The 13,243-nt window shown below is 65.8% G+C and carries 10 protein-coding genes; 6 read left to right on the top strand and 4 right to left on the bottom strand.

Going from position 1 to position 13,243, the window contains the following annotated elements; all coding sequences use genetic code 11:
• Positions 1–15: 15 nt before the first annotated feature.
• The 5 genes from AB4Z32_RS22185 to AB4Z32_RS22165 all read left to right on the top strand — a co-directional run bounded on the left by AB4Z32_RS22185 (position 16) and on the right by AB4Z32_RS22165 (position 7,054).
• Positions 16–1,152, top strand: a complete 1,137-nt coding sequence (locus AB4Z32_RS22185; protein ID WP_442124037.1) for a LysM peptidoglycan-binding domain-containing protein — start codon at positions 16–18, stop codon at positions 1,150–1,152.
• Positions 1,153–1,240: 88 nt separating this feature from the next.
• Positions 1,241–2,365: a DNA-processing protein DprA gene (dprA, locus tag AB4Z32_RS22180; RefSeq protein WP_442124036.1), complete on the top strand. Its 1,125-nt coding sequence runs from the start codon at positions 1,241–1,243 to the stop codon at positions 2,363–2,365.
• Between the two features lie 107 nt (positions 2,366–2,472).
• Entirely contained in the window at positions 2,473–2,940 is a 468-nt protein-coding gene (locus AB4Z32_RS22175) for a DUF494 family protein (protein WP_442124035.1), read from the top strand.
• A 264-nt stretch (positions 2,941–3,204) separates the two neighbouring features.
• Positions 3,205–5,886, top strand: a complete 2,682-nt coding sequence (locus AB4Z32_RS22170) for a DNA topoisomerase III (protein ID WP_442124034.1) — start codon at positions 3,205–3,207, stop codon at positions 5,884–5,886.
• Between the two features lie 232 nt (positions 5,887–6,118).
• Complete coding sequence (locus AB4Z32_RS22165) at positions 6,119–7,054, top strand: bile acid:sodium symporter family protein (RefSeq protein WP_442124033.1); 936 nt, start codon at positions 6,119–6,121, stop codon at positions 7,052–7,054.
• 61 nt (positions 7,055–7,115) lie between these two features.
• On the opposite strand, the gene AB4Z32_RS22160 is transcribed toward AB4Z32_RS22165, so the two are convergent.
• Genes AB4Z32_RS22160 through AB4Z32_RS22150 form a run of 3 tightly spaced genes read right to left on the bottom strand, consistent with a single transcriptional unit; the run spans position 7,116 to position 11,848 of the window.
• A complete protein-coding gene (locus AB4Z32_RS22160) occupies positions 7,116–7,322 on the bottom strand; it encodes an addiction module protein (RefSeq protein WP_442124032.1) in 207 nt (68 codons plus the stop codon).
• 46 nt (positions 7,323–7,368) lie between these two features.
• The gene (locus AB4Z32_RS22155; RefSeq protein WP_442124031.1) at positions 7,369–10,950 is read right to left on the bottom strand and encodes an ABC transporter permease/M1 family aminopeptidase; all 3,582 of its coding nucleotides are present in this window, start codon (positions 10,948–10,950) and stop codon (positions 7,369–7,371) included.
• A gap of 4 nt (positions 10,951–10,954) precedes the next feature.
• Entirely contained in the window at positions 10,955–11,848 is an 894-nt protein-coding gene (locus AB4Z32_RS22150; protein WP_442124030.1) for an ABC transporter ATP-binding protein, read from the bottom strand.
• 254 nt (positions 11,849–12,102) lie between these two features.
• On the opposite strand from AB4Z32_RS22150, the gene coq7 reads away from it, so the two are divergent.
• Positions 12,103–12,750 carry a 2-polyprenyl-3-methyl-6-methoxy-1,4-benzoquinone monooxygenase gene (gene coq7 / locus AB4Z32_RS22145; protein ID WP_442124029.1) on the top strand — a complete coding sequence of 216 codons (648 nt, stop codon included), beginning with the start codon at positions 12,103–12,105 and terminating at the stop codon, positions 12,748–12,750.
• Between the two features lie 35 nt (positions 12,751–12,785).
• Here the strand turns inward: coq7 and AB4Z32_RS22140 are convergent, their stop codons facing one another.
• Positions 12,786–13,208, bottom strand: coding sequence for an OsmC family protein (locus AB4Z32_RS22140; RefSeq protein WP_442124028.1), 423 nt, complete (start codon positions 13,206–13,208; stop codon positions 12,786–12,788).
• Positions 13,209–13,243: the final 35 nt, after the last annotated feature.

The following is a 13,243-nucleotide window of genomic DNA, read 5'->3' as shown; positions in this document are numbered from 1 at the left end:
TTTACGGACTCTTTGATGAAAAATTTTAGCACAGGCGTCGTCCGATCGCTCACGGTCCGCAGCGCCGCCGCCGCTCTTGCATCTGCCGTTCTGGCCATCCCGGCCCTGGCCGCTCCCGCCGCCGGCCCCCACTGCAGCTTCCGCCCGAACGCGCCCGACCAGCACGTGGTCGTCAAGCGCGATACGCTTTGGGATATTTCTGGCAAGTTTCTCGAGCATCCCTGGTGCTGGCCCCAGGTCTGGGGCATGAACCGCGACGAGATCCGCAACCCGCACTGGATCTACCCCGGCCAGATCATCTATTTCGACCGCGCCCACGGCCGCCTGACGCTCAGCAAGCCGGGCGCGGGCGGCGCCGGCGCCGAAGCCGGCCTGCCGCCGGTGACGAAACTGTCGCCGCAGATCCGCACCGAGGAAATGGCGCGCGACGCCATCTCCTCGATTCCCTCGAGCGCGATCGAGCCCTTCCTGACCCAGCCGCTGGTGGTCGAGCCGCGCGAGCTGGATGCCGCGCCGCGCATCGCCGCGACCCCGGAAACCCGGGTCTACCTGGCCGAAGGCGACCGCGTCTATGTGCGCGGCCCCCTGAACGGCGCCGCCAATTTCCAGGTCTTCCGTCCCGGCAAGGAACTGATCGACCCCGATACCGGCAAGGTCGTCGCCCACGAAGCCGCCTATGTCGGCTCGGCCAGGCTGGTGAAGGAAGCCGGGCCGGGCGTGGACGTGCACAGCTTCACGGTCACCAGTTCGGTGCAGGAAATGGGTGTCGGCGACCGCCTGCTGCCGACCCCGGCCGTCCCGATGCGCAACTACGTGCCGCACGCGCCGGAGCGGCCGGTCACGGCGCGCATCATGTCGATGGCCAGCGAATCGAATTACGCGTCGCAGAACCAGGTCGTGACTGTCAACCGGGGCGCGCTTGACGGACTCGATGTCGGCTCCGTGCTGCAGCTCTATCATCTCGGGAAGACGATCCAGGACCCGGGCGGCAGCAAAGGCTTCCTCGGCTTCGGCAAGTCGAGCTTGAGGATGCCGGACGAGCAGTATGGCGAACTGTTCATTTTCCGGGTGTTCGGCCATGTCTCGTATGGACTGGTCATGCAAGTGACGTTGCCGGTGGAAATAGGCGACGTGGCGAAATCACCGGAGTAATCCCGCCGTGCAGGACACGGACTTCCACCCCTCGCACAAGACGGCCGCTGCAGACGATCCAGCGGCCGTCGCGTTTCTGGCGTCACCCATGAGCGACGCAAGGCTGGCGGCCTGGCTGCGCCTGGAGCGGGCGAGCGGCATCGGCCCGCGTACCGGCATCAAGCTGATCGAGGCCTTCGGCAGCATCGACGCCGTGTTCGGCGCCGGCCAGGCGGCCTTGGCGGCGCATGTGAGCCCGGCCCAGGCAAGGGCGCTGCTGGCGCCCGCCCCGGCCGAGCTCGAGCGCCTGGTCGAGGCCACGCTGCGCTGGCGCGAGCGGCCCGGCCACCGGGTGCTGGCGCTGGGCGAGCCCGGCTATCCGGAACTGCTGGCCCAGATTCCCGATCCGCCCTTGCTGCTCTATATAAAAGGGCGTGTGGAATTGCTGGCATCGCCCATGCTGGCGGTGGTCGGCAGCCGCAACGCCAGCGCCCAGGGCAAGGCGAACGCGCTGGCCTTTGCCGCGAGCCTGTCCGGTGCCGGCCTGTGCATCGTCTCCGGCCTGGCGCTGGGGATCGACGCCGCCGCCCACGAGGGCGCGCTGACGGGGCCCGCCTCGACCGTCGCCGTGATCGGCACCGGACCGGACCTGGTCTATCCGGCGCGCAACCGCGCCCTGTGCGAGCGCATCGGCGTGGAAGGCTGCATCGTCAGCGAATATCCGGTCGGCACGCCTCCATTGCCAGGCAATTTCCCGAAGCGCAACCGGATCATCAGCGGGCTGGCGGCCGGGGTGCTGGTGGTCGAGGCGGCGGCGCAGTCCGGTTCGCTGATCACGGCGCGCCAGGCGGCCGAGCAGGGCAGGGAGGTGTTCGCGATCCCGGGTTCGATCCATGCCGCGCTGGCCAAGGGCTGTCATATGCTGATCCGCGAAGGCGCCAAGCTGGTCGACACCGCGGCCGACGTGCTGGAGGCGATGGCGATGTCGCCGCTGGCGCGCTGGGCGTCGCCGGAGGCGGCCCGTTGCGCCGCCCGCTGCGATGCGCCGGACGCCGCGCCGGCCGGCAGCGACGCCCTGCTGGCCGCGCTCGGCCATGACCCGGTCGAGCCCGATATTTTGCTGGCATCGCTGGGCATCGGCCCCGCATTATTGAGCAGCCAATTGCTTGCGCTCGAGCTCGCCGGAATGGTCGAACGCCAGCCAGGTGGCAGGGTGCAAAGAGTGGTGAAGTAAGTAGAGAAGCGGATAAGGCCGATAAACAACGGTGATGTTTCTGGACGGCAGTGGACCTTGTGACGCACTTGTGCCGGGGCGAACTTAGCTGCTACAGTAGCGTCACCATGTTCGACATTCTAGTCTACCTCTACGAGACGTATTACCGTCCCGATGCCTGCCCCGAGCCGGCCGCTTTGGCGCGCAAGCTGTCCGCCGTCGGTTTCGACGATGTCGAGATTTCCGAAGCGCTGGACTGGCTGAACGGTCTCACCGAAATGGCCGGCACCACCAATCCGGCCCTTGAATCCAGCGGTACCCGTTTCTATATTTCGCAAGAAGTCGATGCCCTCGGCAGCGCTGCCGTCGGCTTCATCCAGTTCCTCGAGCTGGCCGGCCTGCTTACCGCCTCGCAGCGCGAGATCGTCATCGAACGCGCGCTGGCGCTGGACGAATCGCCGGTCACGCTGGGCAAGCTGAAGATCATCGTCCTGATGCTGCTGTGGAGCCAGGGCAAGGAGCCGGACGCGCTCATGTTCGACGACCTGTTCGGGGCCGACGAAGACGAAGACGCCGAACCGCGCTTGCTACACTGATATTTCACAATCGTCATGACGAAAACGGGGCTGCGGCCCCGTTTTTTCTTGCAATAAGGCAAGATGAGGCGTATTTTCGCTCAGCAGACGGGAGGCAGAGTCTACTTGCGGAGTGCGCGTCAACCCGCTTATCATTTGCGGCTACTTGTTAATTGTTACCAATAAGCTATCAACGGACGGGACTCCAGGGGATGCGATCCTGATCCGTGCGGCCGCCGTCATGTATGATGCGCGTGCCGCGACCACCGAATATAGAGAAACCATATGACCAAAGCCCTCATCATTGCCGAGAAGCCCTCCGTGGCGAACGACATCGCCAAGGCGCTCGGCGGCTTCACCAAGCACGATGAGTATTTCGAATCCGACGAATACGTCCTGTCGTCCGCGGTGGGCCACCTGCTCGAGATCGCGGTGCCGGAGGAGTACGACGTCAAGCGCGGCAAGTGGAGCTTCACCCACCTGCCGATGATCCCGCCGTACTTCGCGCTGAACCCGATCGCCAAGACCGAATCGCGCCTCAAGGTGCTGAACAAGCTGATCAAGCGCAAGGATGTCACGACCCTGATCAACGCATGCGACGCGGGCCGCGAAGGTGAACTGATCTTCCGCCTGATCGCCCAGAACGCCAAGGCCAAGCAGTCGGTCAAGCGCCTCTGGCTGCAGTCGATGACGCCGAACGCGATCCGCGACGGCTTCGCCCACCTGCGCAGCGACGAAGAGATGCTGCCGCTGGCCGACGCCGCGCGCTGCCGCTCGGAAGCGGACTGGCTGATCGGCATCAACGGTACCCGCGCCATGACCGCCTTCAACTCGAAGGAGGGCGGGTTCTTCCTGACCACCGTCGGCCGTGTGCAGACCCCGACCCTGTCGATCGTGGTCGAGCGCGAAGAGAAGATCCGCAAGTTCGTGCCGCGCGATTACTGGGAAGTGCGCGCCGAGTTCGTCTGCGCCGCCGGCGTCTACGAAGGGCGCTGGCTGGACACGAATTTCAAGAAGGACGAGAACGATCCGGAAAAGCGCGCCGAGCGCCTGTGGAGCAAGGCCGCCGCCGAATCCATCGTCGTCGCCTGCCATGGCAAGCAGGGCATCGTCACCGAGGAATCGAAGCCGACCACCTCGATGGCGCCGGCCCTGTTCGACCTGACCTCGCTGCAGCGCGAAGCCAACGGCCGCTTCGGCTTCTCGGCCAAGAACACCCTGGGCCTGGCCCAGGCGCTGTACGAGAAGCACAAGGTGCTGACCTATCCGCGTACCGATTCGCGCGCGCTGCCGGAAGACTACATCGGCACGGTCAAGGACACCCTGGGCGTGCTGAAGGAAAACCCGAACTACCACCAGTTCGCCAAGCAGATCCTGGATAAAGGCTGGGTCAAGCCGAACAAGCGCATCTTCGACAACAGCAAGATCTCGGACCACTTCGCGATCATCCCGACCGGCGTGGTGCCGAAGAACCTGTCCGAGCCGGAACAGAAGCTCTACGACCTGGTCACGCGCCGCTTCATGGCCGTGTTCTTCCCGGCCGCCGAGTTCCTGGTCACGACCCGCTATACCGAAGTCTCGGGCCACCAGTTCAAGACCGAGGGCAAGGTCATGACCAACCCCGGCTGGCTGGCCGTGTACGGCAAGGAAGCCGCCGGCGACGACAAGGACGGCGCCAGCCTGGTGCCGGTCGCCAAGGGCGAGAAGGTGCTGGCCGACAAGGTCACGCCGAACGGCCTGGTGACCAAGCCGCCCGCACGCTACAACGAAGCGACCCTGCTGTCGGCGATGGAAGGCGCGGGCAAGCTGGTCGATTCCGACGAGCTGCGCGACGCCATGGCCGGCAAGGGCCTGGGCACGCCGGCGACCCGCGCGGCCATCATCGAAGGCTTGCTGACAGAGAAATACCTGCTGCGCGAGGGCCGCGACCTGATCCCGACCGCCAAGGCCTTCCAGCTGATGACCCTGCTGCGCGGCCTGGGCGTGAACGAGCTGACCGCGCCGGAACTGACCGGCGAATGGGAATACAAGCTGTCGCAGATGGAGAAGGGCCAGATCTCGCGTGAAGAGTTCATGCGCGAGATCGCACAGATGACCCAGATCATCGTCAAGCGCGCCAAGGAATACGACAACGACACCATCCCGGGCGAGTACGCGACCCTCAAGACGCCGTGCCCGAATTGCGCCGGCGTGGTCAAGGAAAACTATCGCCGCTTCGCCTGCACCAAGTGTGATTTCTCGATGAGCAAGGTGCCGGGCGGCCGCCAGTTCGAGATCGAGGAAGTCGAGGAACTGCTGAAGAACCGCACCATCGGCCCGCTGCAGGGCTTCCGCTCGAAGATGGGCCGTCCCTTCGCCGCCATCCTGCGCATCGTGCGCGACGAGGACATCCACAACTACAAGCTGGAGTTCGACTTCGGCCAGGACCAGCAAGAGGGCGAGGAGGGCGAAGGCGTCGACTTCACCGGCCAGACCCCGCTCGGCCCCTGCCCGAAATGCAATGGCGGCGTCTACGAGATGGGCCTGGCCTATGTGTGCGAACACCAGGTGGCCAAGCCCAAGACTTGCGACTTCCGCAGCAGCCGCATCATCCTGCAGCAGGAGATCCTGCCGGAGCAGATGGCCAAGCTGCTGAACGAAGGCAAGACCGACCTGCTGCCGGGCTTCATCTCGCAGCGCACCCGCCGCCCATTCAAAGCTTTCCTGGTGCGCGGCAAGGACGGCAAGATCAGCTTCGAATTCGAGGAGCGCAAGGCCAAGCCGGGCGCCAAGGGCAAGGCTGCGGGTGCCGACGAGGGCGGAGACGAGGGCGGCACGGCGGTAGTGGCCAAGACGGCAGCCAAGACCGCCGCCAGGAAGACGGCGGCCAAGACGGTTGCCGTCAAAAAGCCTGCCGCCAAGGCAGTGGCAGCCAAGAAGCCGGCGGCCAAGCGTGCCACGGCGGCAAAGAAGGCGGTTGGCGAATAAGACCAGCTGTTTCCCATAAAGGAACGCGGGCTTTGGCCCGCGTTTTTTTGCTGTTCGCGCCATGTATGGAATCTTTTCCGCAATGTCCGGCCCGGCCGTCACGCCCGGCGATGGCTGGGAAAGCTTCTGCGCCAATTCAGAAGCTGAGCCGATAAATCGACAGTGCCTATAAGCATTGCCGATGGAGGCGTGTTACGCTCTTCCAGGATTCGTCATCGGAAAGTGAACACGCGTGAAGGCACTGGAAAAAGTCAGCAGTTTTGTAGGCAGAACATTTTCGGCCTGGGTCCTCCTGTTCGCCTGCTTCGGCTTTTTCGCGCCCCAGCTGTTCACGGGCCACAAGGCCTGGATCACGCCCCTGCTCGGCATCGTCATGTTCGGCATGGGGCTGACCCTGTCGGCGGCGGATTTCCGGGAAGTCTTCCGCCGGCCGAAGGACGTCGCGATCGGCGTCGTCGGCCACTACCTCATCATGCCCGGCATCGCTTACGTGCTGGCGGTGGCGCTGCGCCTGCCGCCGGACATCGCCGTCGGCGTGATCCTGGTCGGCTGCTGTCCCAGTGGCACGGCCTCCAACGTGATGACCTTCCTGGCGAAGGGCGATGTTGCGCTCGGGGTGTCGATCGCCTCGGTGTCGACCCTGGTCGCGCCGCTCGCCACGCCGGCCCTGGTGTCCCTGCTGGCCGGCAAATGGATGAGCATTAACACGCAGTCCCTGTTCCTGGATATCGTGCAGGTAGTCATCGTCCCCATCCTGCTGGGGATCGTCGCCAAGACCCTGTTCCGCCGGCAGGCGGCGGCCAGCGTCAAGGTCCTGCCGCTGGTGTCCACGGCGGCCATCGTGGTGATCGTCGCCATCGTCGTTGCCCTGAATCAACCCAAGCTCGCGACCGGCAGCCTGCTGATCCTGGTCGCCGTGGTCCTGCACAATCTGCTGGGTTTCGCGCTCGGCTACCTGTTCGCCAGGATGTTCGGCATGGACCTCGCGAAGCGCAAGGCGGTCATGCTGGAGACGGGCATGCAGAATTCCGGACTCGGCGCCGCCCTGGCGGCCGCGCACTTCAGTCCCCTGGCGGCGGTGCCGAGTGCGCTGTTCAGCGTCTGGCACAACCTCTCCGGTTCCGTGCTGGCGGCCTGGTTCGCGCGCAGGACCGATACCCGGGCATAAAAAAACCGCGAATCGCTTCGCGGTTGTTTCAAGGTCTGCCACAAGCCGCGGCAGCGGCGGATTACTCCCGCCAGTCTTCCTTCAGCGCGCGGATCGCCGCCTCGCCGTTACGGATCGCCTTCACGCGGCGCACGATCTCGGCGCGCCAGGCTTCGTCGGCGTCCTGTTCCGCCTCGTCGCTGTCGGTCAGCAGCAACTGCAGCAGCTCGCGCTTTTCCGCTGGGGAAAGCTGCTGGATCTGTGCGGCCAGTTCGGCGACGATAGACATCCTCATACTCCTAACAGGAAATTGTGACCAGATAATAACGTGAAGTTTATTGCGTGTCGACAGGGACCATATTATCCGTTGGTTTCCTGTCGATCAGCTTGTTATCGGGGTCGATGCCGGCCCTTGCCGGGCGGCCGTCGACCACCAGCACGACGGTCTGCTGGCGGCGCTCGACCAGGCGGCGCTCGCGTGCCAGCGGGTTGCCGTTTTCGTCGTCGACGCCGAATTCGATCCAGTCCTTGAGCGGCACCTCGCGTTCCTCGCCCAGTTCGCCGGCGCTCACCTTGCCGGCGGTGGCGCGGATCGTCACCTCGTATTTGCCATCCTTGCGGCGGCGCGCGCTGGCGCTGTCGGCGCGGTTCCCGTACAGCACGATGGACTCGAACAGGTCGTCGATCAGGTAGGCCTTGTCCGCCGGCGTCACCGCGCGCAGCCTCTCGATCAGGGTGGTGACGGTCGGGTAGGGTGCCCCGCGGAAGGCGTATTCGGCCAGCAGCTGGCGCAGCACGCCGTTCACGGTTTCCTCGCCCACCAGGTCCTGCAGCAGGTACATCGCCAGGCTGCCCTTGCGGTAGTGGATGTAGGGCTGGTCCTCGTTCTGCGCCAGCGGCAGTTCGCGCTTGCGTTCCGTCGCCCGGCCCATCAGGTATTCCTCGAGGTCGTAGCGCAGGAAGCGCCGCATCTTGCTGGAGCCGAAGCTGCGCCGCATCGTCATCAGCGCCGTGTATTCGGCCAGGCTCTCCGACAGCACGGTGGCGCCGCGGGTGTCGGCGCCGATCAGCTGGTGCGCCCACCACTGGTGGCCGACTTCGTGGGCGGTCACGTAATACGGGTAGTCGATGTCCTTGCGCGACTCCGGATCGACCTTGGCGATGAAGCCGGCGCTCTCCGAGAACGCGATGGCGCCCGGCGCCGCCTGGGCATACGAGGCATAGCGCGGGAACTCTGCGATGCGCAGCTCGCGGAACTGGTAGGGAGCGAAGTGCTTCGTGCCGTATTCGAGGGCGGCCTTGGCGCCGCTGATCATGCGGTCGACGTTGAAGTCGTGGCCGGGCTGGTAGTAGACGTCGATCGTCACATCCTGCCAGCGGTCGTGCCGCACTTCGTAGCGCGCCGACTGGAAGGTATAGAAGTTCAGGATCGGCTTGTCCATCCGGTAGTGGAAGTAGTGGCGGCCCTTGGCCATCCACTCGCTGTCCAGGGTGCCCGGCGCCACCGCGATCTGGTCGAGCGAGGTGGAGACCACGGCGTCGAAGCGGATCCAGTCGGCGTCGCCGCCGAGGTAGTTGCTGGCGCGCGCGCTTTCGTCCTCGCGCGCCGCCATGCGCTCCTTCGGCGCCAGGCCGTGGCGCTTGCGGTCGCGGTCGTCCTGCAGTTCGACGTTGTGCTGGTAGCCGACGTGGGGCAGGAGCGCGTTGCTGAAGAAGGTGCCGTTGCCTACCACCGCCGTGTCGCGGCCCAGGCCCAGCACGCCGCCCGGCGCATCCTCCAGTTCGAATTCGAGGGCGATGCGCGCGCCCGCCGCCAGCGGCGTGGCCAGGGTGTAGCGGTAAAAGCCGCGTTTGGCGTCGGCCGACAGCAGGCGCACCGGCTGCGAGAAGCGCGGACGCAGCACCGGGCCGGGCTGCTGGGTCAGGACCAGTTCCGAGATCGGTGCGCCGCTGCGGTTCTCCAGCTGGTAGGCGCCCTTCACCTTCAGGGTGCGGGTGGCCGGCATGATGTCGACCTGCAGGTCGACGTCGGTGATGCGCGGCTGCGCGAGTTTCGCGTAGCGGTGGTAGCGCAGTTCGTACTCGGCGCGCAGGCGGTCTTTGGTCCAGGCGGATTGGTAGGCGCCCACGTGTTCCAGGTTGTACCAGAGCAGCGCGCCGGACCCCAGGAACAGCAGGGCGCCCAGGCCGAAGGCGCCCAGCACGCCCGGGCTCAGGCGCTGGCGCGCCAGCTGCAGGCGGTCGTGGAAGCGGTCGGTCACGCCGCGCGGCCACAGCACCAGCGCGGCCGCCAGCAGCACCAGCGCGGCGCCGCCCCAGTACACCAGCAGCGCGCGCTGCAGCGCCAGGTGGTGGCCGAAGCCGTTCATCGCCGAATAGGTCACGTCCGGCAGCGCCCCGTACAGCAGCATCGGGTGGTCCAGGCCCAGGGTGGACAGGGTGATGCTGGCCACGTAGTACAGCACCAGCACGAAGTAGCCGAGGTATTTGTGGTTGAGGATGGCCTGGACCGCGACCGCCAGCACCGCCACCAGCGCGTACTTGGGCAGCAGCACGACGAACAGGGTGAACAGGTAGAGGCCCGGCTCCAGCGCCACGTAGCCGCGGAACAGCTGGATCAGCATCCCGCACACCATCGCCACCAGCAGCAGCACGGCCTGCAGGCCGACCAGGGCCAGGGTCTTGGCCGCCAGCGGCAGCCAGCTCGGCACCGGCATCGCGTCCAGCATCTGGGCCATGCGCGATTCGCGTTCGCGCCAGACCATCTCACCGGCATAGAAAGTGGTGACGATCAGCAGGAACACCGCGAACACGTCGCGGATCAGGTCCAGCACCATGTAGGTGACCGGATAGGTGGTGGTGCCGTAGATGGTGCCCAGGTCGAGCGAGCTGACCACCAGCACCAGCACGCCGGCCAGCGCGATCACGGCAAAGTAGACGTTCTTGACCGACTCGCGCAGGTTGAGCCAGGTCGATTTCAGCAGCAGCAGGCCCAGGTTGCGGGCGGCGAAGTCGGGCGCCTCGCGCGTGCTGGCGGCCGGCTGGGGCGTGGCCGCCGCGGTCTCGCCTTCGCCGCGCGCGGCCGCGCGCCGGGCCGGCGGGCTGGAGACGAAGCTGAAGCGCCAGTAGCCGAGCAGCAGCACGACCAGCGAGAAGGCCGACCAGATCAGGCGGTTCGCCAGGTAGACGCCTTCGAACGGGACCATGCGCGTGTTGCGCTCGGCGATGGTCCAGTATTCGGTCAGGCGGATCAGGGCGGTGGTTCCGAAGGGGTCGATCAGGGCCGCCAGGGTCTTGTAGTCGAGGTCGCGCGCCAGCGAGGGCGCCACCAGGTAGCCGATCATCATCACCACGCCGGCCACGTACACCGGCAGCATGCGCCGCGTCAGCGCCGCCAGCACGAAGAAGATGGCGCCGAAGATGAACAGGTTGGGCAGCAGGGTCAGGAAGTAGGGCGCCAGGTAGGCCAGCGCCGAGAATGGCCCGACCCGCGACGGGTCGACGCCCGGCAGCAGGGTCCCCAGCAGGTTGCCCAGCACGATCGAGGAATACACCACGGCCATCGTGGCCAGGGCGCCGAGGAAACGCCCGAACACGTAGGCGGACTTCGGGATCGGCGCGCTGAAGAAGAAGTGGTGGGTCTCGTATTCGAAGTCCTGCTGCACCGAGCGGCCCAGCATGGCGGCCGCCACCACGATGCCGAAGCAGCCCAGCAGGGCCACGGACAGCGCCACCTGGCGCGGACCGTTGACCAGCACCCGGCCGCCGAAGGAGACCGTGAAGTCCTTGAAGGCGCCGCCGGACGCGGCCACCCACAGCATCGCCAGCGCCAGGAAGGAGGCGAAATAGACCCAGGTCGAGAGGAGCTTCAGGCGCTGCCGGGCCTCGAACAGCGCAATGGCGTAGAGCGCGCGCATGAACTCAGCAGTTTCCCGCCGCCGCATTGTGGCGGCCGGCAATGGTGGCGAAGTAGACGTCTTCGAGGGTGGGGTGGACGGGTTCGAAATCGTCGCCCGGATAGCGCTCGGCATACACGTGGATCATCGGGCGTCCGCTCAGCAGGCGGGTCGAGATCACCGTATGGCGCTTCTGGAAGGCGAGCAGCTCGGGCTTGCTGACGAAACGCGCCCAGATCCTGCCTTCGATGCCCTCGATCAGCCTGGCGGGCTCGCCGCACAGCAGCACGTGGCCCTTGTTGATGATCGCCATGTTGGCGCACAGGTCGGCGACGTCGGACACGATGTGGGTGGACAGGATCACGGTCTTGTCCTGGCCGATGTCGGACAGCAGGTTATGGAAGCGCACCCGCTCCTGCGGGTCGAGGCCGGCGGTCGGCTCGTCGACGATGATCAGCTGCGGGTCGCCCAGCAGGGCCTGGGCGATGCCGAAGCGCTGCTTCATGCCGCCCGAGAAGGTGCCGAGGCGCTGGTCGCGCACCTCGAACAGATTGGTCTGCTGCAGCAGGCCGTCGACCACTTCGCGCCGGCGGGCGCGGTTCGCCAGGCCTTTCAGCTGGGCGAAATGGTCGAGCAGTTCGTAAGCGGTCACTTTCGGATAGACGCCGAAATCCTGCGGCAGGTAGCCGAGCAGGCGGCGCACCTCGTCCTTTTCGTCGAGCAGGTCGATATCGTCCAGGAACACCGAGCCGGAATCGCATTCCTGCAGGGTGGCCAGGATCCGCATCAGGGTCGATTTGCCGGCGCCGTTCGGCCCGAGCAGGCCGAACATCCCGGGCGGGATGCTCAGCGTGACCCCGTCCAGCGCCACCACGCCGTTGGCGTAGGTCTTGGACAGGTTGCGGATTTCTAATTCCATAGTGAGAATCTGCGTATTTTGATGACTATTGCATTGTATTAAAAATGAGCGCCAGGGGCAGCGTCCATGCGACACACGGCAGTTTCACCGTCCCAGATTGCAAAAATGCGCGACCAGGGTGCAGCGGAAACTGCGTCTCAGCATACGGCAGTGAAAAATTTCTGTCCAGTTTGACAACTTCCCTTCCCTGCCGGATGGGGGAAAAGCGGCCGAGGGATATAATGGCGCTTTCAAGCGTATTGAACATGCAAGCCATGGATAACCTGTCCCGCTCCATCAATCCTCTCGACAACCTGATCTCGGGCTTCGACCGCGCGCTGCGCGTGGTCGGCGGCGTGGCCAAGGCCTCGCGTCCGAATCCCGGCACCCTGGCCCAGGACTGCGAACTGAATGCCCAGGAGGCGCGCCACAGCGCCGGCCTGATGCGCGTGAACCACGTCGGCGAAGTCTGCGCCCAGGCCCTGTACGACTCGCAGTCGCGCCATGCCGGCAGCCCGGCGATGCGCACCCAGTTCCAGCAGGCCGGCCGCGAGGAAGAAGACCACCTGGCCTGGACGGCCGAACGCCTGGCCGAACTGGGTTCCCAGCCGAGCCTCCTGAATCCCTTGTGGTATGCCGGCGCCTATGCGCTGGGGACGGTGGCGGCGCGCATGGGCGACGCCCACAGCCTGGGCTTCGTGGTCGAGACCGAACGCCAGGTCGAGGCCCACCTGAACAGCCACCTGGACAAACTGCCGCCGCAGGACGGCAAGTCGCGCGCCATCGTCGACCAGATGCGCGTCGACGAGATCGAGCACGGCGCCAAGGCCCAGGCGATGGGCGCGGCCGAGATGCCGCTGCCGGTGCGCATGGCGATGCGGGCGATGGCCAAGGTCATGACCACCACCGCGTATTACATTTGATTGGATGTCCGCGTGGGCACCCCGTGCCCACGTGCTTACGCCTCGACGATCTCGAACGAGTGCGTGATCTCGGCCGTCTTGGCAAGCATGATCGAAGCCGAGCAGTACTTGTCGTGCGACAGGTTGACGGCCCGCTCCACCGCCGCCGGCTTCAGGTTGCGGCCGCTGACGATGAAATGGAAGTGGATCTTCGTGAACACCTTCGGATCGGCGTCCGCGCGTTCGGCCTTCAGCGTGACGTCGCAGCCGCGCACGTCCTCGCGGCCGCGCTTCAGGATCAGCACCACGTCATAGGCGGTGCAGCCGCCGGTACCGAGCAGCACCATCTCCATCGGGCGCGGCGCCAGGTTGTGGCCGCCGCCTTCCGGCGCGCCGTCCATGCTGACCATGTGGCCCGAGCCGGTTTCGGCCCGGAAGCTCATCCCCGACGGGCCGTTCCAGCTGACTTTGACTTCCATTGCATTCTCCCTTGCGTGATTCAGGGCGTCTATTC

This window comes from Massilia sp. 2TAF26 (assembly GCF_052115005.1).
Classification (GTDB): Bacteria; Pseudomonadota; Gammaproteobacteria; order Burkholderiales; family Burkholderiaceae_D; genus Telluria.
The sequence above is the reverse complement of the archived record's forward strand: the minus strand, read 5'-3'. Positions and strand labels throughout refer to the sequence as shown.